The organism is Polyangiaceae bacterium (assembly GCA_020633205.1).
GTDB lineage: Bacteria > Myxococcota_A > Polyangia > Polyangiales > Polyangiaceae > JAHBVY01.
Window position 1 is genome coordinate 87,138 of the sequence record JACKEB010000022.1, and the last position, 16,767, is coordinate 103,904.

Genomic DNA, 16,767 nt, shown 5'->3' on the forward strand with positions numbered 1-16,767 from the left:
CTCAGCGGCGACGCTTGCGGGACTTGTGGCTCTTGCGGCGAGTGGCCGGTGGCACCGGCGGGCCGCCGACCGGGTTCTTCCCTCGGCGAGGAGGCTTGGCGGTGCTCGCGGGCACTGGCTCGTTGTCGGGACGCGACTCGGTTGCAGCTGGCTGCGCGCGCACCGGCCGCGTCGCGGCGCGTGCTCCGAGGCGCAAGCGCCGCGCGACGGCTCCGCGCTGGCGAGCCTTGTAGGCGTCGTGGCTCGCTTCACCAGCCTCGTTCTTCGCCTCGGTGTGGGAGTCCAGCAGCTGGAATTCGCACAACATGTAGACAGTCCGCCCCAGGTCTTCAGAGCCGGGGGGCGCAAGCTCCATGATCTGCGGCGGCACGCGAACGGGCATGTCAGCAATGAAGTTGATGACGCGATACGTATCCGCGCTGAAACGGTTCTGGCTGGCGCTTGGATCCAGCGGCTGCTGGAGATCCTTGGAATGGCGCGACAGCTGGGGATGCGACTCGATGTAGTGCGTCAGATCGACGATGCTGTTTACGCTCTCCCCTGGAACGACGTAGTTGAAGGGGAAGAGCTGTTCCGTGAGGTAAAGCAGCACGGGCAGCAGATCAGCCGGCTCGCGGGTGACGATGCGGAAGCGTAGCTTGTCGTAAATCGCTGCCGCGGTGGACTCAGACTTGCTGAGCAGCTTCGTGTACATGGAGTCGAGGCTCTTGCGACCCCCCATGAACTCGGTGATGGGGAAGCCTTGGCTCAGCATCATGCCGACGACGCGATACACCTTCTCTTCGACTAGGTGGAACAGCTCACGGTCGCTGACCGGCAGGCGAAATAGAAGCTCGCGGCCAGTCAGGTGGTTGATGATCTGCACGGCCTTGAGAATCGTGCAGGCGCAGAGCTGGCGGTGCCCTTTCCCCGAGGCAAGGAGCATCAGCTCCTCCATCCCCATCTGTTCCACCGGGCGCGGGATCGCGAAGGAGAAGTTTCGCCTCAAGTAGGCGATGGCCTCGCGCTTGATGTACTCGATGTAGCCACGATCCACTCGATCGTCGGGGTCGAGATCGTGATTGATGAGCAAGCCTCGCGCTTGCTCCACCGACTCCAGATTCAGACGATGCCAGTCGATGACTGAACCGCCCTGGAGGATGATGCGGATCGCTTCGGTGTCGTGAAGCGAGAACTCATCCAGACGCTTGACGCGTCCGAGCCCTTCGCCGCGCGCACGGTCGAGCGCCAGTCGGTGCTCGTTCGCCGTTCGCGGGTCCCTTACAGGCTTGGGCGTCGCTCCTTCGGTCACCGAACTCTCCGCCGACGCTCAGCCTGTAGGCCAAACGGAAAACGACCCAGGGCCAATCCGTAGCATGCGGCCGCGGGACACGACGAACTAGACGCTCGGATTGGTTCCCGTAGCCGTCGCGTCGGCAGGACGGGGCTTACGCAACGAGAGGGTGCCGAAGAAGATCCCGAGAGTGATGCCGATGACCGCGAATTGCGCTCCGAAGGCGCTCTTGGAGAGCACGAGGGCCAGGGGGAGCAGGGCGGCGAGGTACCAGAAATTCAGCTTCATCGCGTCTCCGTCTCGAGCAGGGGAGCTTGAGTGCTCTACGCCACTTCCTGTCAGGCTTTCGGATCCGTCCAGGAATAAGAGGTGTGACGATGTAGGATAACCTACTACCTCCGCTTGAAGGGGCCAACTGATTAGCCGCACGGGCCGCCGTCTTCAAGGACTTGGTGTCGCGGGTGTTTATTTATGTGGGTCTCAGTGTGCGCTTCGATCTCATTCGTACTCGGGGCCGGTGCAAACCCCCGTCCTCATTCGAGGTTTGTGATAGCGTCCAGGACGTGAGGTTGCGGGTCTCGGCGGCGAGGCGTGGGGCAGTAAAGGCGCGGTTGAGCAATCGGCGCTCGGAGGCTGCTGGTTCCGGAGGGCACTCCCTGGCTTGGGTCGCGAGGTGGTTCGGAGGCGTAGGTCTGCGCCTCGCGTTGGGTTCCCTTGTGCTCCTGTCCTTGGTTCCGAGCAGCGCGTGCACGACGGTCGACGCCGGTCAGGACTTCCAGATCGCCGACATCGTTTTCGATGAGGACTTCTACTTCTGCGAAGTGGAGCCAGTGCTCTTCAAGAACAGCTGCGGACCGGGTTCCGGTTCCGATCCCGCGGGCGGGTGCCACTTCAACGTGACCAACTTCCGCCTGCGTGACTATTCGCCCCTGGTGGGCGACAGCTGCCAGAACGGCTCGCCCTCGATCACGCCCAACAACACGGCGCGCGATAACTACCAGGCGGCGCAGACCCAGATGCGACGCGACCCGGACCTCGCTCCGTTGTTCAATCGTCCCACCGGAACGACGGCGCACCCACGGCAGATTTTCGCCCCCAACAGCCCGGATGCACAGGTGATTCGGGACTGGGCCGAGCGTTTCTCCAGCCAATGAGAACTCGCACTTCCTCCAAGTTCAACCGCGCGGCTGCGGCCCTAGTCTGCCTGCTCGGGCTCGGGGTGTTGCCTGCCGTTGCACACGCTCAGGAAGAACCTGACGCGTTTGCTCGCGTGATCGTTGCAGAGACCGAGCTGCGCAGCGGCCCCGGTATCACCTACCGCGTTATTTACCGCGCGGAAAGGGGTGAGGCGTTCCTGATCAGCGGACGCGAGGGCAACGGTTTCTGGTTGCAGGTCACGCTGGAAGACGGGCGCACGGCTTATGTGCTGGGCGACACCGTCGAGCCGGTGGCGATCGGTGAGGACGAAGTGGATCGCCCAGGGACGCCCGGCTTTTTCTCCCCCCCCGCGCTCGAGAACACACGCGCGGGCTTCGCCATCATGGCGGGTTTGTTCGACAAGAACGGCTACTCCGAGGTGCGTCCGGCGTTGGTGCTCGCGCCCGCGTTCGCCATCGAGGGTTACGTCGGGATGCATCTCAACACCGAGGGCAAGGGGATCTTGTTCGGGGGAGGCGGAACCCTGGATTTGGCACCGGATTGGGCGATCTCGCCGTTTCTGCACCTCGGAGGTGGCGGTTATAGAACCGTCCCCAACGAGGACGCGTTCGTGCTGAAGGACGAGACCGTCTATCACGCGCGTGCCGGTGGTGGATTCTTGGTGAGTCTGCGCTGGCGCATCTTGATTCGCATCGAGGCCAACAACACGATCTTGTTCACCGAAGACAGCTATCGCAACACGCAGGGCTACTTCGGCGGGCTGGGAACCTACTTTTAGGAGGCCGTTACCATGAGCAAAACCTTCAAGCTGTTGGTAATCGGGATCGCCTGCGCGAGCAGCGTGGGGTGCGTCACGGTACGCCCGGAGCAGCGTGCAATCCTCGCGGATCCAATCATGCGCTTCGATGGAAACGCCTCAGAAGAAGGCGCGCGCCAGCACGTACTGGAGAACCGCGAGGGGTCTTTCGGCGCGGGCTCGGTCGAAGGTGGTGGTTGTGGCTGCAACTGAAGCGATTGCAGCGGGCGAGTTAGAGTGAGAAGTAGCTAGAGGTTGGTCGGAGTAGGTGTCTGAGTTGTCTCACGTGATCCACAACGTTGGCAGTAGAGCCGCCGCGCGTCGCGAGCCGAGCGCTGCACGACGTATCGCCATGCGTTGCGTGTCGATCGCGGTTGGTGCCTTGCTGGCGGGCGTGGTCGGTTCGGGTGAGTCGAGCGCCCAGGTCGCTGACGTCGACGTGCGCACCACTGTTTTCAGTGAGCCGTCGCCGGACAGCGCCATGACGGTGCTCAACCCCTCCATCAAGCTGTCGGTGACGCCTTGGGACGCTCTCAGCGTGCATGCGGGTTACGAGGCGGACATCGTGTCCGGCGCCAGCGAACCGACCAAGTCGGGAGGCATTTCCCCGGACATAGTCTCCCACGCGTCGGTCACGGATGTGCGTCATGTCGCAAGCGGTGGCATCACGCTTCGCCGCAAGGAAACGACGCTGAGCGTTACCTACGGCTACGGCATGGAGAGCGACTACCGCTCCCAGTCGATCAGCGTGACCGGCGCTACCGAGTTCTTGAAGCGCAACACACGCCTCGAGCTGTCGTACTCCCGCGGCTTCGACCAAGTGTGTAACTACAACTACGCTGACAGCCTGGCGCCGACACTGCGGCCACGCTTGGATAGCTCCACCGGTTGCTTCACCAGCGCCGACGACCGTAAGACGGACGACGTCGATATCGACAGCTTCCAGGGGGCGTGGACCCAGACCTGGACACCCGTGTTGGCGACCCAGCTTGTTCTGACGGGTGGCTTGCAGCATGGGTTCCTCGGAAACCCTTACCGTGCGGTAGTGATTGGCGCCGGTGGCCAGCTGGCTCAGGAGCACCACCCGGAGAACCGCGCACGCGGGGCTGCGGCGCTACGCATGCGCTACTACATCAAGGGCGTGGACACCGCGATTGGCCTCGGCGTACGGGGTTACAACGACACCTGGGATGTCCTCAGCCAAACCTACGAACTCGAAGCGGAGCGCTACATCTTGAAGTGGCTTCGGCTCTTGGTGCGAGGCCGTTACTACTCCCAGAGCGGCGCGCTGTTCTGGAGCGATGACTACACCGGTGGCGAGCCCAAGTTCGGTCCGCGCGGCCAGTACTGGACCGGCGACCGCGAGCTCTCACCGCTCTCGTCTTACCTGCTTGGTGGGCGAGTCTTGATGAACTTTCACGGCGTCCCTGGGGACCGCATCATCGGCATGTTCTTGAACCTCGACGCAAGCTTTGGGCTCGACGTGATCAAGACGAACCTCGACGAGTTCACCTGGGCGGGTGGCAACGTCAGCGATACCTTCGCGACGGTTGCTTCCGTGGGGTTAGGCGCCTCGTTTTAGAGCTGCCGCTGGCGGCCCCGGTCGGTGTTTCGGCTGCGTTCGTCAGCCCGAACCGCGCTCGTGGCCGCTTCAGTCTTTGCTGCCCTTGCCACGTAGCCCATGCTTTTTCGCCAGGTCGTAGAGGTGCTTGCGGTCCATCGAAGCTTCACGCGCGGCCGCGCTGATGTTGCCGCCATGGCGCTCTAGCAGCCAGGTCACGTAGCGGCGCTCGAACTCCGCCTCGAAAGAGGTGCGGGTGTCGCGATAGCTGCGGCCGGCGATGAAACTGAACTCGCCGTGGCTCGCTGTGGGGTTCACCGGAAGATCGACGAGACGGAGCTCGCTCTCCCCGCTCGCGGTTGCGAGGTAGAGCGCCCTATCGAGGACGTTTCGCAGCTCCCGCACGTTTCCGGGCCAGTCATGGGCAGCGAGCGCGGCGATGGTCTGGTTGTCCAGGTGCACTTCAGAAGCCTGGGGGTCCCGCTTCTTTGCGAGCTCCAGGAAGTGCTCGATCAGGAGCGGGATGTCCTCACGCCGACTGCGTAGCGGCGGCACCGTGAGGGGCACCACGGCGAGGCGGAAGTATAGATCCTCGCGGAACTTACCGCGTTCGACTTCCTGCTTTAGGTCGCGCTTCGTCGCGGCGATGATCCGAGCTTCATTGTTCAGGCTGCGGTTACCGCCCACGCGGCGGTATTCACCGGCCTCGAGCACCCGCAGGAGCTTCGGCTGCACATCGAGGGGTAGTTCGCCCACTTCGTCCAGGAACAGAGTGCCGCGCCCGGCGGTCTCGAACGCCCCGGTGCGCAGCGCGACCGCCCCGGTGAATGCACCGCGTTCGTGGCCGAAGAGCTCGCTCTCGATCAGGCTGTATGAGACGGCGCCGCAGTCGACCACGATGAACGGCTCGTCCTTGCGGGGGCTCATCGCGTGAACCGACCGTGCGAGGACGTCCTTGCCGGTACCTGTCTCGCCCTCGAGAAGCACCCCCGCGTCCGTCGGCGCGATCCGTTCGAGCACGCCAAAGATGTTGCGCATCGAGAGGCTCTTGCCGAGTGCCTCTCCAAAGGTCTCCGACTCGCTCGGTAGGATCTGCGCGCGAGCGATCTCGAGGCGCAGCATCAGGTCCACGTCGCCGACCGTCAGTGTGCCTCCCGGAACCAACGTGGCTTCGGTGATCACGGTTTGGCCGACGCGGGTGTGGTTGGTGGAGCCTAGGTCCTTGACCAGCACGCCGCTAGGGACTCGGGTCAGCTCGCAGTGGTGCCGACTCACCGTGTCGTCCGGCAAGACCAGGTCATTGTCCTTGCTCTTACCGATCTTGAACTGGGGCTTGAGCTTGACCTTGGTCCCGCGCGCTTTGCCGTTCAGGACGACGAGCATCAGCTCTTCTGTGACGCGGGCGTCTTCGCCGTGGGCGCGAGTGGAAAGTTCAGTTTGGGGTTGGCTCACCGGCAGCGTCCTTGATGAAGAGGATCGACTCTTCGCCCGCCAGGTTAACGCGATGTTGGCTCGATGTCTTTTGCGCGCTGCGTTCGCCGTCCCGAGGGGCGTGAACGCGCTGGACGTGGATCTGCCATTCGCCGCTCGGGCCGTAGATCCGTTGCTGAACTCTACGAGGCGCTCCACCGGGAAACTTGCGACGAACTCCGCCGCGCGGCTCGGGTTCGCCGTCGAACGTCCAGGTCAGGTCGAGTGCCTCGACCTGCGCGCTATCCGGCCCGAGGTCCAGCGTCAGGGTCTGGTCTCGAGGGAACGCCGGCCAGAACAGGCTGCCAAGCCACAGCCCGAGGGGCACCACGAGCCAGCGGGCCCAGCGGCGAACACTGACTTTGCTTGGTGTGGCTTCGCTCACGGCGCGCTAGCGCCACCCGGCTGTTGCGTGGGGGCTGGCGCAGGCGGTTTGGTGCCATTCGCGGGGGGGGCGGTGGTCGCAGGCTTTGCGCTCGCGCCGGGCTTCCCGCTGCCGTTCGGCGCGCCCGCACTTGGAGCGGGTTCTGCGTCGGGTGCGTTGCTTCCGGGAGGAGCTGCCGCGCTGTCGTCTTTGCGTGCAGCGTTGAACAGGCGCACGAGCTTCACCAGCTTTTGCACCGTGGCCTCTGGGAGGTCGAACGGCGGCATCGCGCCTTTTCCGTGCTGAATCACGCTGGCGATCTGCTCATCGCTAGCCTTGGCTTGCCACGCCGGGTTCGACAAGTCGGTGGCCCCGAGCATGGCGCCCTGGGCGCCGTCGCCGCGCCCTACGACGCCGTGACAGCGCATGCAGTTGCGTCGCCAGGCGACGATGGTCACGTCTTCGAGGCCTGGCGGCGGCTTCGCCGTGTCCGGATCGGGCTCACCGGTGACTTGTCCGCGGTTCGGCTCCGCGGTGTGGTGGTGGTCGGCGGGAGTCCACTCGCGAAGGTCGTCTGGCGCACGGTTGCAGCCTGCCAGCGCGGTCGCCAGGGTGAGGCTCACTAGGATTCGCCTAAGCACCTCGCCGGTCTGCCACGACCCGCAACGCATGGGCAACCGCATTCGCGCCCGGAGCGCTGCAAACGTGCCCAGCTTTGCACCGAGTTTCGACCCGTAGAAAAAGCGAAGGGCCGCTCTTTGGAGCGGCCCATGCAGGCTCAGCGAGAGCTGTCTCCGCTCACTCGAAGACCTTGCAGCCGCCGTCGAGCGGGCGCCCCAGGAAAGGACGGCCACGGTTCTCGGCGATCTGGTACTGCACGCGGCGGTTCTGAGCCTTGCCCTCTTCCGTCGCGTTGCTGGCGATGGGACGACTCTGGCCGCAGCCGACCGAGATCAGTCGCGCCGTGTCCACGCCCTTCTCGATCAGCCAGCGCTTGACGGTGAGCGCGCGCTCACCCGACAGCTTCTCGTTGTCCGCCGCCTGACCCACGTTGTCCGTGTGGCCCTCGACGCGCAGCTTGGTGACCTTGGGGTTGTCCTTCATGAACTGGACGACCTGCTCGAGCACCACCTCGGAGCCACCGCCTTCCTTGAGCGTTGCGGCGCCGGTGTCGAACACGACGTTGCCCGGGATTTCGACCTGGCCCGTCGAGGCATTGACCTTCGGAGGCGTCGCAGGCGCCGGCGCGGGAGCTGGCTCCTCCGTGGGGGTTGGTGCTGGGGCAGGCTCCGTGGTTGCCGGAGGCGGGGGTGGGGGCGGCGAACCTGCGTTCGCGGCACCACCGGCCTTGATCGTACACCCGGTCAGAGCAGGCGCGGCGAGCGCGGCTGCTACAGCAACAACAAGCATGGACTTCTTCATCTTAGGATCCTCCTACGACCGCGCACTCAAGCTCCTCCCCGGTGCATTGAATGGCGTGAACTGTACCCGTTTGGCGCCTTCTCAGGCGCCGAGCGCGCCCACCAACCCTGGCTAGACAAGCATTGGAAGCTGACCGGACGAACAAGGCCCGATCATGCAATGGACGAAGGCGAGCGATTCTAACTTCAAGGTCGCGGGCTGTTGGCAGAAATAGTCTGCTTTCCGAGACGTTTCAGGTGCCTGGGCACGGGCGTAAGCGCCCAGCGGACGTACAAAACTCGAACGCCCCGACCTCCGGGGGAGGTTGGGGCGTTCGGCCAGCCTACATGCGCTGGTTCAGCGATCGATCACTGGGCGCAGGGATCTTCGCCAGGCATCGACGGGTCAGCGACCGGGCCGAGCTGGACGGGCTTGGCGTCGAAGCCAAGACCGATGCTGATGCCGTTGCAGGTTGCACCCGGACCGTTGGTGCCGTCCTTCATGATGTCGCTCGCCGCGCGGATTTGCGTCGCGATGCTGTCGAAGGTCGAACCCGAACATAGGCTGGGATCGACGGCCCCCGCGACCTTGCGCAGCTCATCAATCAGGCCATCGGTGTCCAGCACGCCAGCGATGATACCGCCGGTCACGTTGCTCTGGTCGCTGATGTTGGCGGTGATGACCGCGTTGGTGATCACGAGGTTCAGCGTGAAACCCTGGATGGAAATACTCAGGGTCACGGTGGCGTTTGACCCAGACACCCACGTGCCGTCGGTCACGAAGGCGTTTTCAAACTTGACCTTCGGATCGTTGATGTCGCCGTTGTTCAGCAGCTCGGGTGTGACCGGCCACATGTCAGTGCCGTCGAACTTCGGGCCACCTTCGAGCTTCGAGCCGCCGTACAGCGAAGCCTTGATCGGGCCCTGGTTCGCCTCGGAGCCGAGCGCTTCGTTGTGGATCATGATGGTGAAATCGCCATCCAGGATGGACTGGTTGACGTCCTCACCTGCGGTGGGCGCGAGACTCAGAATGGTTGTTAGCAAGCTCGCGCCGAATGCGTTGTCCACGCCACCCGCTCCGTCGCTCTTCACTTGTGAGGGGTTTGCACCGGGCTGCACGGTGCAATGGTTGCTGCCATTCTTGGTCGAGACGATGCCGTCGAGGTTGTACCCGAAGTTCTGCCACGCCTTGCTGTCCGAAGTGCCGTCGCGCGTCGTATCCCCGAGGTAAATCTTGGAGACCGCGAAGGTCACTGCACCTCCGCTTGGCGCGGTGGGGCTGGAGGGGGCCTCGGGGGGGAGGGTGCAGCTTGCGTCAGCGCACGTGGCATCGTCCGTCGCGCCACCGCTGCCGCCGGCTCCGGTGCCGCCAGTGCCAGCGGTGCCGCCGCTCGCGCCCGAGCCGCTGCCACCGCTACCGCTGTCGCCGTCGCTGCCTCCGCACGCCGTAAAAGCGAGCGAGCTGCCCATGATCAACACTCCCAAGAGTCCCAACTTCTTGCCAAGCATGCGGATGCCTCCTCCTTAATGTTCGCCCCATGGCGGAGCGAAAGAGCTTTTCCATTCCTCGCCGGTCCCGGGTTGCCCCGTGGAAGTCGTGTTTCCGGCTGGTTGTATCTGTGCGGCTTCAATTCGGCCGCTGCGATTCCGTTCCAAGTCCAAGCGGTTGTTTGGTTTGTCGCCGTGAGGCGACTCGACCCCTCACCCCCAAACCCACAGCACGTGAACGCTCGCCTGCTTGCTCGCTTTCTTGTGCTGGGATCGGACGCCGGGATGGTAACGGGAACGGCACTCAATGCAAGGACTTTGCAGGCCCTGGCCGGCCAATCGAATGCATGACAGACCCTGAAGAATCCAGGCTTTTTGACCTCCCGCGCCAATCCGGAGTGTAGCCCAAGAGAGCACTGGAGCAAACGCCCGTTCGGTGAATTCGCCGTTGGCGCAAACTCACGCACGGTGCCGTCTGCGCAAGCGAGCCGGGCGAGCGCTCGTTTTGACGCGTGGCTCCGAAACACTCGACTCCGGCCGGTCGCAAACAAACGCTGGTTTTCAGCTCAGCGGGTCAAGCGCTGCGAGGGGTCAGCGGATTGCGCTATGGGGGTGAGATGCAGCCGGAGTTCGTGCACCTCCACGTCCACACCCAATTCTCCTTCTTGGTGAGCACGGTGAAGCTAGGGGAGCTCGCGCCAGCCGCCAAGGCGCGCGGGATGAACGCGGTGGCGATGACGGACCACGCGAACTTGTTCGGTGCCATTCGGCACTACAAGGCCTGCCGCGCCCTGGAGATGACACCGATCATCGGCTGTGAGCTGAACGTGGCGCGAGACGGCACCGAGCGCGTGGATCACCTGGTGTGTCTGGCGTCGAGCCTGGATGGCTACAAGAACCTCGTCGAGCTCTCGAGCCTCTCCTACACCAAGAGCGCCGCCACCAGCTCTCCGAGTATCACCCTGGAAACGCTCGCCCAGCACTCCAAGGGGCTGATCGGTCTGAGTGCGTGCCTTGGCGGAGTTGCCGCACAGCGCGTGATGGAGAGCGGCCCCGAGGCAGCAGAGCCAGTGCTCGGCACCTTGCGCGATATCTTCGACCCGGGTGCCTTCTATGTCGAGCTCCAGAACCACGGCTTGCCGGAGAACCCCGTCGTCAATGACATCCTGAGCAGCGCCGCGAAGCGCATGGGGCTCAGTGTGGTGGCGTCGAACGACGTCCACTTCCTCGATGAGTCCGACGGGGAGGCCCACCTGTACCTCGACTGTATTCGCCAAGGGAAACAGTACGCCGAGGTCGCGCCTCACCACCACAACAGCTTCGAGATGTATCTGAAGACGCCGGAGCAGATGGCTGAGGCGTTTCGGGGCCACCCAGAAGCTCTGCGAAATACGCTGGAAGTGGCCGAAAAGTGCGCGGGACTCGAACTCCAGCTCGGCAAGCCGATGCTGCCGAACTTCCCACTGCCGGAGGGCTTCGATACCGCCAGTTATTTCCGTAAGGTAGCGGAAGATGGCCTGCGTGTACGCTTCGAGGAGCTGTGCGCGCTGGGGGTGAAGTTCGACGAGGCGGAATACTGGAAGCGCCTCGAGTTCGAGCTGAACATCATCCTCAAGATGGACTACCCAGGCTACTTCCTCATCGTCTGGGACTTTATCCGTGAGGCAAAGGAACGCGGGATCCCGGTGGGACCCGGTCGTGGCTCCGGCGCTGGCTCCTTGGTGGCGTACGCGATGCGCATCACCTCCCTCGACCCGATCCCCTACGCGCTGCTCTTCGAGCGCTTCCTCAATCCGGAGCGCGTGAGCATGCCCGACTTCGACGTCGACTTCTGCATGGCCAAGCGCGATCGAGTGATTCGCTACGTCGCTCAGAAGTACGGCGTGGAGAGCGTCGGGCAGATCGCGACGTTCCAGAACCTCAAGGCGCGCAGCGTGATCAAAGATGTCGCGCGTTCCATGGGCTTTCCTGCGCCGGAAGCGCAACGCATCGCGAGCCTGATCCCGGAAAAGGGACCGGGTCAGACCTACACCATCACCGAGGCGCTGGACGTCGAGCCAAAGCTCAAGGTTCAGATGGAGGAGAACGAGCAAGTCGCCGAGCTGATCAAGCAGGCGACCAAGCTCGAAGGGCTGACGCGCCACGCTGGCATGCACGCGGCTGGCGTCGTGATCAGCGAGGGCCCGCTCTCGGATCACGTCCCGACCTTCGACAACGACGGCAACTTCGTCACGCAGTACGACAAGGACGACGTCGAGACGGCCGGCCTCGTAAAGTTCGACTTCTTGGGGCTCAAGACCCTCACGGTGATCGATATCGCGGAGCGGCTGGTGAACGCGCGCCCCGACCGCACCGGAGAGCCGCTACACCTCGACTCGATCCCGCTCACCGACCAGGACGCCTACACCCTGATGAGCAGCGGTGAGACGAAGGGCGTATTCCAGCTCGAGTCCGACGGCATGCAGCAGAAGGTGCTCCGGCCGCTCAAGCCGGACTGCTTCGAGGATGTGGTCGCTGCCGTCGCGCTCTACCGTCCAGGTCCCCTCGGCACCGGCATGCTCGATGACTTCATCGGCGGCAAGCACGGCCGAAAGGCGATCCGTAAGTTGCATCCGCTGATCGATGACGTGCTGGCGCCGACCTATGGCGTGCCCGTCTACCAAGAGCAGGTCATGCAGATCGCTCAGCAGCTCTCCGGCTACACCCTGGGCGGCGCCGACTTGCTCCGCCGCGCAATGGGTAAGAAGAAGGCGTCGGAGATGGAGCGCCAGAAGGCGATCTTCATCGAAGGCGCAGAGAAAAACGGCGTGGATCCGGAGCAGGCGAAGAGCATCTTCGAGGAAATCGAGGGCTTTGCTTCCTACGGCTTCAACAAGAGCCACTCCGCGGCGTATGCGCTGATCACCTATCAGACCGCGTATCTCAAGGCGCATTACCCTGCGGAATTTTTCGCGGCCTTGCTCACTGCCGACAAGGACAAGATCGACAAGGTCGTGCGCACCGTGGACGAGGCGCGCGGCTGGGGTGTCAGCGTGCTTCCGCCGGACGTGAATGCGTCCGCCCTAGACTTCACCGTCGTCTACGCGCATCCCCAAGGCCGCGGCCCCAAGCGAGGCCCGGGCAAGCTCCGGGACCCCTACGGCCCGCAAATTCGCTTCGGTTTGGGGGCGATCCGCGGCGTCGGTGAGGCGGCCCTGGAGAGTGTGTTCGAGGCGCGCGAAGCCGGAGGTCCGTTCCGCGATTTGTTCGATTTCGCCCAGCGCGTCGACGCCAAGCGGTTGAACAAGGGCGTGCTCGAAGCGCTGGTGCAGTGCGGGGCCTTCGACTCCACGCTGGATCCCATCGGGATCAGCCGGGCGCGAGCTTTCGCCGCGATCGATCGCGCCCTCGAGCGCTCCCGCGCCGCTAGCCGCGATCGTGAGGCGGGCCAGGAGACGCTGTTTGGTCTGTTCGACGCGGCGAAACCCGAGGCCAGCACCGATCAGACGCTGGGCGAGTATCCACCTGCAGAGGAGTGGGACCGCGTCGAAACGCTGCGCCGGGAGAAAGCGGCCCTGGGCTGGTTCGTGTCCGGGCACCCCCTCGATCGCTACGGCGTGCAGAAGCTCGCGCGCCTCGCGCAGCCAGTGGCCGATCTGAAGAAGGCTGAACAGTGGAGCGCGGTCACCGTCGCCGGAATGGTCGAAGGCTACGCCGAGCGCATCTTCCGCCAGAGTGGGCAAAAAGCAGCGTTCTTCGACATCGAAGACCTCACGGGCAAGGTGAAGGCGAAGCTCAAGGGGGACCTGATCGAGTCCTTTGCCCACGTGTTGACGAGCGGCGAAGCCGTCCTGGTGTCGGGCAAGGTCAGCTTTCCCATCACCGACGAGCCAAGCGATGAGCTGGAGCCGACGATCCTGGTCAACCAGGTCGCGCCGCTCTCGAGCGCAGTGCTTGGCTCGACCCGTCAGGTCACTGTCCGCCTCAAGCACGAGCGGACCAGCGAGGCCCAGCTGAGCGAGCTCTCGCGGCTGCTCCGGGAGTCTCCTGGGAGCTGCGGTGTTGAGCTAGTGATCGGCCTGCCAGACGGCGCAGAAGCTGTGATGGCGCTGGATCAGCTCAGCGTAGAGCCGACGGATGCGATGCTCTCTGGGCTCGAGAAGGTGTTCCGGGACACCGTCGTCGAACTCCGCTGATCGTCCCGGCGCGCTTCGGCGGACTGCAAGTTTTTCAGAATGCGGGCTCCGCCTGTACTACCTTTGTGGTGGCATGAGAGAGGCGCGAGCGGAGCTGGTACGAATCGACGCGCAGGGCGTCGTGCATCCCATCGGTACGGTCGCGAGTCAGCGACTGCGAGCGCGGGAGGGGGCGTACCGCATGCTCCCAGCGCCGGCTCACGTTGTCATGATGCGCTACACCGGCGAAGACGGTCGGCGCGACGCGGAGGACGGCGCCATCGTACGCTTGGCTGGGGAAATCACCTCTCCTGGCACGATGTGCGACGTGCTGGCTCTGCTTGGACAGACCGGTTGGCGTGGCGAGCTGATCGTGCTCGACGGAGAAGCCACGCGCGCGATCTTTTTCGATGGTGGCAACGTCGTGGGCGCCCAGACGACAGTCGATGACGAGCGCCTCGGCATGGTGATGTACCGCTTCGGCGCCATCGACGAAGCGCAGCACGAAGCAGTGATGGAGAAAGTGCGCTCCGGCTCGCGCTTTGGACAGGGCGCCATCGAGCTCGGAGTGATCACCGAGGAGCGCTTGTATAAGCTGATTGGTAAGCAGATCGATGAGATCGTGTTCGCCACCTTCGCGATCAGTGACGGCACCTTCTTCTTTCTCGACGGCTTCGACGAAGGGCGTTTGGTCTCCCACCACACCGTCAGCGCCAACGCCCTGCTGATGGACGGCGTGACGCGTCTCGATGAGATGCGTTTTTTCCGTGTGAAAATTCCATCGTCTGAGCACGTGCCGGTCAAGCGCGATGCCGACGGGGAGCCCCAGGAAGAGTTCAAGAAAACCTGGGAGGTCATCGACGGCCTGATGAGCATCGAAGAAATCGGGCGCATGACTGGCCGCGGCGAGTTCACCACGACCAAAGACGTCTACGCCATGCTGCAGTCCAAGCATGTGCGCCTGGAGCCTCCGCGCATGAGCGGCGGCGCAGAGGCGGTGGTCGGCGTAGCGAACCTGGTGCTCGAACGCGTCCACCAAGCAGCTGATGCCGCAGGGAAAGGCACCGTCCTACGCCAGTCTCTGGACAGCTTCGCCGTGGGGGGCGGGGTGTACGACATCCTGTTTCGCGGCGCGGGTCCCGCGGAGACCGGCGCGCTCGAACCAGAAAAAGTGGCGGAAAACAGCGTGCTCGTCGCGGGCGGCACGGATCCTGAGCGCTTCCTCAAGCAGAGCCTGCACGAGTACGTGAGCTTCGCCCTGTTTGCGGCGAGCAACGCCCTTGGAAACGAAGCAGACGCCCAGCTCGAGCGCGAAGTGAGCGGCTGGGTAGGCCAGCTGAAGAGCTAGCGGTCGCGGCGTGAGCGGGTTTGGGGGTGAGGGTAGGTTCCCAGTGGCTTTGGCGACTGGGCTACTGACACGCGTCGCTCGCGCCCAAGGTGCAGGCGCGCTGCAAGTAGCGCCCGGCCTCCCGCCTGTCTCCGGCGTTTGCGTACGACAGGCCCAAGGCATGACACGCCTCCGCGTAGCCGCGCTCGCAAGGCCTGCGTAAGTAGTCGCGCCCCCTCGCGAGATCCGGATGCGGGCTCGCTTCGTTCAGCATCTCGATGCCCAGCAGCGTGCACGCAAGCGGTTGATCGAGCTCGCAGGCTCGCAGCATGAACTTGCCAGCACGGCCCAGATCTCGCGCAACGCGATCTCCAAGCAGGTGCAGTGTCGCGTACTGCATGCAGGCATCGGCGTCGTCCTTTTTACATTCCGCGCGGCAAAGCTCGACGTCTTCGCATAGCTTTCCGCGGAGTGGCTGCATCTGCTCTTCGGTGAGCGCGGTGAGCAGCGGGGAAGGGGCGCGGAGAGTTACAAGCTCTACCCGCAGCATCGCGTCGCAGCCGGGGTACGGTGCACCCTGTTTGGCGCACGCAGCGGGGCTACCTTCAGCCGCGTGGAGCTCGAAGCCCTGTGCGTTCCTGGTGTCGACTCCTGCGCCGAACAATCCCGCTGCAGTCACCGTCTGACTGCGCACGCCGCTGTGCAGCGCGAAGGCACCGACCTCCGCGGAGCTCACCACGTGGGTTGCTCCCTGGCAGTCGCCGCGCAAGTCCTCGGAGCTCACGCCCCAACTCTGGGTAGTGAGGCGCCCACTCATCACCAACGCCAAATCGAGGGAGCGCCCCTGATCGAAGCCGGCAGCAAGCTCCGCCGCGTGAGCTGCGTACGTCAGCGGCAGGCTCGCGCTGACGGAGGCGCCGTCCTGGAAGCGAAGCAGCTGCTGTTTCGGTGTATGAGGCGCGAACTCATATGCCGCGTCCACGCTGCAGTGGGACAGCACCACGAAGGTACTGCAGTCGAAGTGGACCACCGCGAGTCCCCGCCGCGTCGCCGCCTCGAGATCGGCTCGCACCTCGGGTTGCTGATCAACCAACAACAAGTCCGTTCGGGCAGCTCCCGCGTCACACGTCGTTGCCCCGCGGATCTGAGCCGCGCTGGGCGCTTGGACCGCCTCACGGCCACAGCTAAGTGTTCCAACCAACAAACCGACGCCGAGCGCCCCACCAGACAAGCGCACGAACCCCGACCGCATCGGAGCGTTATACCCCGTGTCCTTCAACACATCGAACGAGTCGGGCAGTTCGCATCCGCTCGCCGCTAACACGCACCACGAGCGCCAAAGCCGATCGCGGGGATGGGGCCCCGCGAAGCAAAAGAAACCACCCAATGCGAGGCGCAGCGACCGAAGGTCGCAAGCACACCGAGTGTCAGCCGGAGGCCAGCGAACCCGCACAACCCGCCGAACGAACGCGACGCGAGCGGCGTAGCCGCGAGCCGAAGCCGTTCGCGGGCCAGCGGGGGCCCGCGAACCAAAAGAAACCACCCAATCCAGCCGGCGAGCGTGGCCCGAAAGGGCCACCGAGCAAGGCTGTTCATTGGGTGGGCCGACAGGGACTCGAACCCTGGACCGTTGGATTAAAAATCCACTGCTCTACCGACTGAGCTATCAGCCCCGTATCTGTCGCGCGCCTTTCCGTGAGGTGGCGCTGCGTTTTGGAACTCGCCTGTGTACTTGCTTTCGGAGGCTTGTCAACGTTGAACGCCTCGAAACCACTG

Annotated in this window: 14 protein-coding genes and 1 tRNA gene; 6 read left to right on the forward strand and 9 right to left on the reverse strand. The window is 64.2% G+C overall.

Annotated elements, in window-relative coordinates:
* Nucleotide 1: 1 nt before the first annotated feature.
* Both H6718_33985 and H6718_33990 read right to left on the reverse strand, forming a co-directional pair.
* Nucleotides 2-1,231 (reverse strand): TIGR04552 family protein, encoded by a 1,230-nt coding sequence (locus H6718_33985; GenBank protein MCB9590471.1) that lies wholly within the window; start codon nt 1,229-1,231, stop codon nt 2-4.
* Nucleotides 1,232-1,378: 147 nt separating this feature from the next.
* Nucleotides 1,379-1,561 carry a hypothetical protein gene (locus H6718_33990; protein MCB9590472.1) on the reverse strand — a complete coding sequence of 61 codons (183 nt, stop codon included), beginning with the start codon at nt 1,559-1,561 and terminating at the stop codon, nt 1,379-1,381.
* 275 nt (nt 1,562-1,836) lie between these two features.
* Between H6718_33990 and H6718_33995 the strand changes: the two genes are divergently transcribed.
* The 4 genes from H6718_33995 to H6718_34010 are packed head-to-tail and all read left to right on the forward strand — an operon-like array spanning nt 1,837 to nt 4,809.
* Complete coding sequence (locus tag H6718_33995; protein MCB9590473.1) at nt 1,837-2,427, forward strand: hypothetical protein; 591 nt, start codon at nt 1,837-1,839, stop codon at nt 2,425-2,427.
* Nucleotides 2,424-3,209, forward strand: coding sequence for an SH3 domain-containing protein (locus tag H6718_34000; GenBank protein MCB9590474.1), 786 nt, complete (start codon nt 2,424-2,426; stop codon nt 3,207-3,209). The genes H6718_33995 and H6718_34000 overlap by 4 nt, the downstream gene beginning before the upstream one ends.
* Nucleotides 3,210-3,221: 12 nt before the next feature.
* Complete coding sequence (locus tag H6718_34005; protein ID MCB9590475.1) at nt 3,222-3,440, forward strand: DUF4266 domain-containing protein; 219 nt, start codon at nt 3,222-3,224, stop codon at nt 3,438-3,440.
* Nucleotides 3,441-3,495: 55 nt separating this feature from the next.
* A complete protein-coding gene (locus H6718_34010) occupies nt 3,496-4,809 on the forward strand; it encodes a DUF3570 domain-containing protein (GenBank protein ID MCB9590476.1) in 1,314 nt (437 codons plus the stop codon).
* A gap of 69 nt (nt 4,810-4,878) precedes the next feature.
* On the opposite strand, the gene H6718_34015 is transcribed toward H6718_34010, so the two are convergent.
* The 5 genes from H6718_34015 to H6718_34035 form a co-directional block, all read right to left on the reverse strand.
* Nucleotides 4,879-6,240: a sigma 54-dependent Fis family transcriptional regulator gene (locus H6718_34015; GenBank protein ID MCB9590477.1), complete on the reverse strand. Its 1,362-nt coding sequence runs from the start codon at nt 6,238-6,240 to the stop codon at nt 4,879-4,881.
* Entirely contained in the window at nt 6,221-6,643 is a 423-nt protein-coding gene (locus tag H6718_34020) for a hypothetical protein (GenBank protein ID MCB9590478.1), read from the reverse strand. The genes H6718_34015 and H6718_34020 overlap by 20 nt, the downstream gene beginning before the upstream one ends.
* Nucleotides 6,640-7,245 carry a c-type cytochrome gene (locus H6718_34025; protein MCB9590479.1) on the reverse strand — a complete coding sequence of 202 codons (606 nt, stop codon included), beginning with the start codon at nt 7,243-7,245 and terminating at the stop codon, nt 6,640-6,642. Before H6718_34025 ends, H6718_34020 begins: the two co-directional genes overlap by 4 nt.
* Before the next feature lie 175 nt (nt 7,246-7,420).
* Nucleotides 7,421-8,032 carry an OmpA family protein gene (locus H6718_34030; protein MCB9590480.1) on the reverse strand — a complete coding sequence of 204 codons (612 nt, stop codon included), beginning with the start codon at nt 8,030-8,032 and terminating at the stop codon, nt 7,421-7,423.
* Nucleotides 8,033-8,391: 359 nt separating this feature from the next.
* Nucleotides 8,392-9,531, reverse strand: coding sequence for a hypothetical protein (locus tag H6718_34035; protein MCB9590481.1), 1,140 nt, complete (start codon nt 9,529-9,531; stop codon nt 8,392-8,394).
* A 596-nt stretch (nt 9,532-10,127) separates the two neighbouring features.
* Here H6718_34035 and dnaE point away from each other — a divergent pair.
* Both dnaE and H6718_34045 read left to right on the forward strand, forming a co-directional pair.
* Nucleotides 10,128-13,685, forward strand: coding sequence for a DNA polymerase III subunit alpha (gene dnaE / locus H6718_34040; GenBank protein ID MCB9590482.1), 3,558 nt, complete (start codon nt 10,128-10,130; stop codon nt 13,683-13,685).
* Nucleotides 13,686-13,758: 73 nt separating this feature from the next.
* Entirely contained in the window at nt 13,759-15,012 is a 1,254-nt protein-coding gene (locus H6718_34045) for a DUF4388 domain-containing protein (protein ID MCB9590483.1), read from the forward strand.
* Between the two features lie 61 nt (nt 15,013-15,073).
* Here H6718_34045 and H6718_34050 read toward each other — a convergent pair whose 3' ends face one another.
* Both H6718_34050 and H6718_34055 read right to left on the reverse strand, forming a co-directional pair.
* Complete coding sequence (locus H6718_34050; GenBank protein MCB9590484.1) at nt 15,074-16,243, reverse strand: sel1 repeat family protein; 1,170 nt, start codon at nt 16,241-16,243, stop codon at nt 15,074-15,076.
* Between the two features lie 348 nt (nt 16,244-16,591).
* Nucleotides 16,592-16,664: transfer RNA gene (locus H6718_34055), tRNA-Lys, on the reverse strand.
* Between the last annotated feature and the right edge of the window lie 103 nt (nt 16,665-16,767).

Bases quoted from the DNA above. Each gene is read 5' to 3' on its own strand.
- H6718_34005 (MCB9590475.1), top strand. From the start codon at position 3,222: ATGAGCAAAACCTTCAAGCTGTTGGTAATCGGGATCGCCTGCGCGAGC.
- H6718_34045 (MCB9590483.1), top strand. From the start codon at position 13,759: ATGAGAGAGGCGCGAGCGGAGCTGGTACGAATCGACGCGCAGGGCGTC.
- H6718_34000 (MCB9590474.1), top strand. From the start codon at position 2,424: ATGAGAACTCGCACTTCCTCCAAGTTCAACCGCGCGGCTGCGGCCCTA.
- H6718_34035 (MCB9590481.1), bottom strand. From the start codon at position 9,531: ATGCTTGGCAAGAAGTTGGGACTCTTGGGAGTGTTGATCATGGGCAGC.
- H6718_33990 (MCB9590472.1), bottom strand. From the start codon at position 1,561: ATGAAGCTGAATTTCTGGTACCTCGCCGCCCTGCTCCCCCTGGCCCTC.
- H6718_34050 (MCB9590484.1), bottom strand. From the start codon at position 16,243: ATGCGGTCGGGGTTCGTGCGCTTGTCTGGTGGGGCGCTCGGCGTCGGT.
- dnaE (MCB9590482.1), top strand. From the start codon at position 10,128: ATGCAGCCGGAGTTCGTGCACCTCCACGTCCACACCCAATTCTCCTTC.
- H6718_34030 (MCB9590480.1), bottom strand. From the start codon at position 8,032: ATGCTTGTTGTTGCTGTAGCAGCCGCGCTCGCCGCGCCTGCTCTGACC.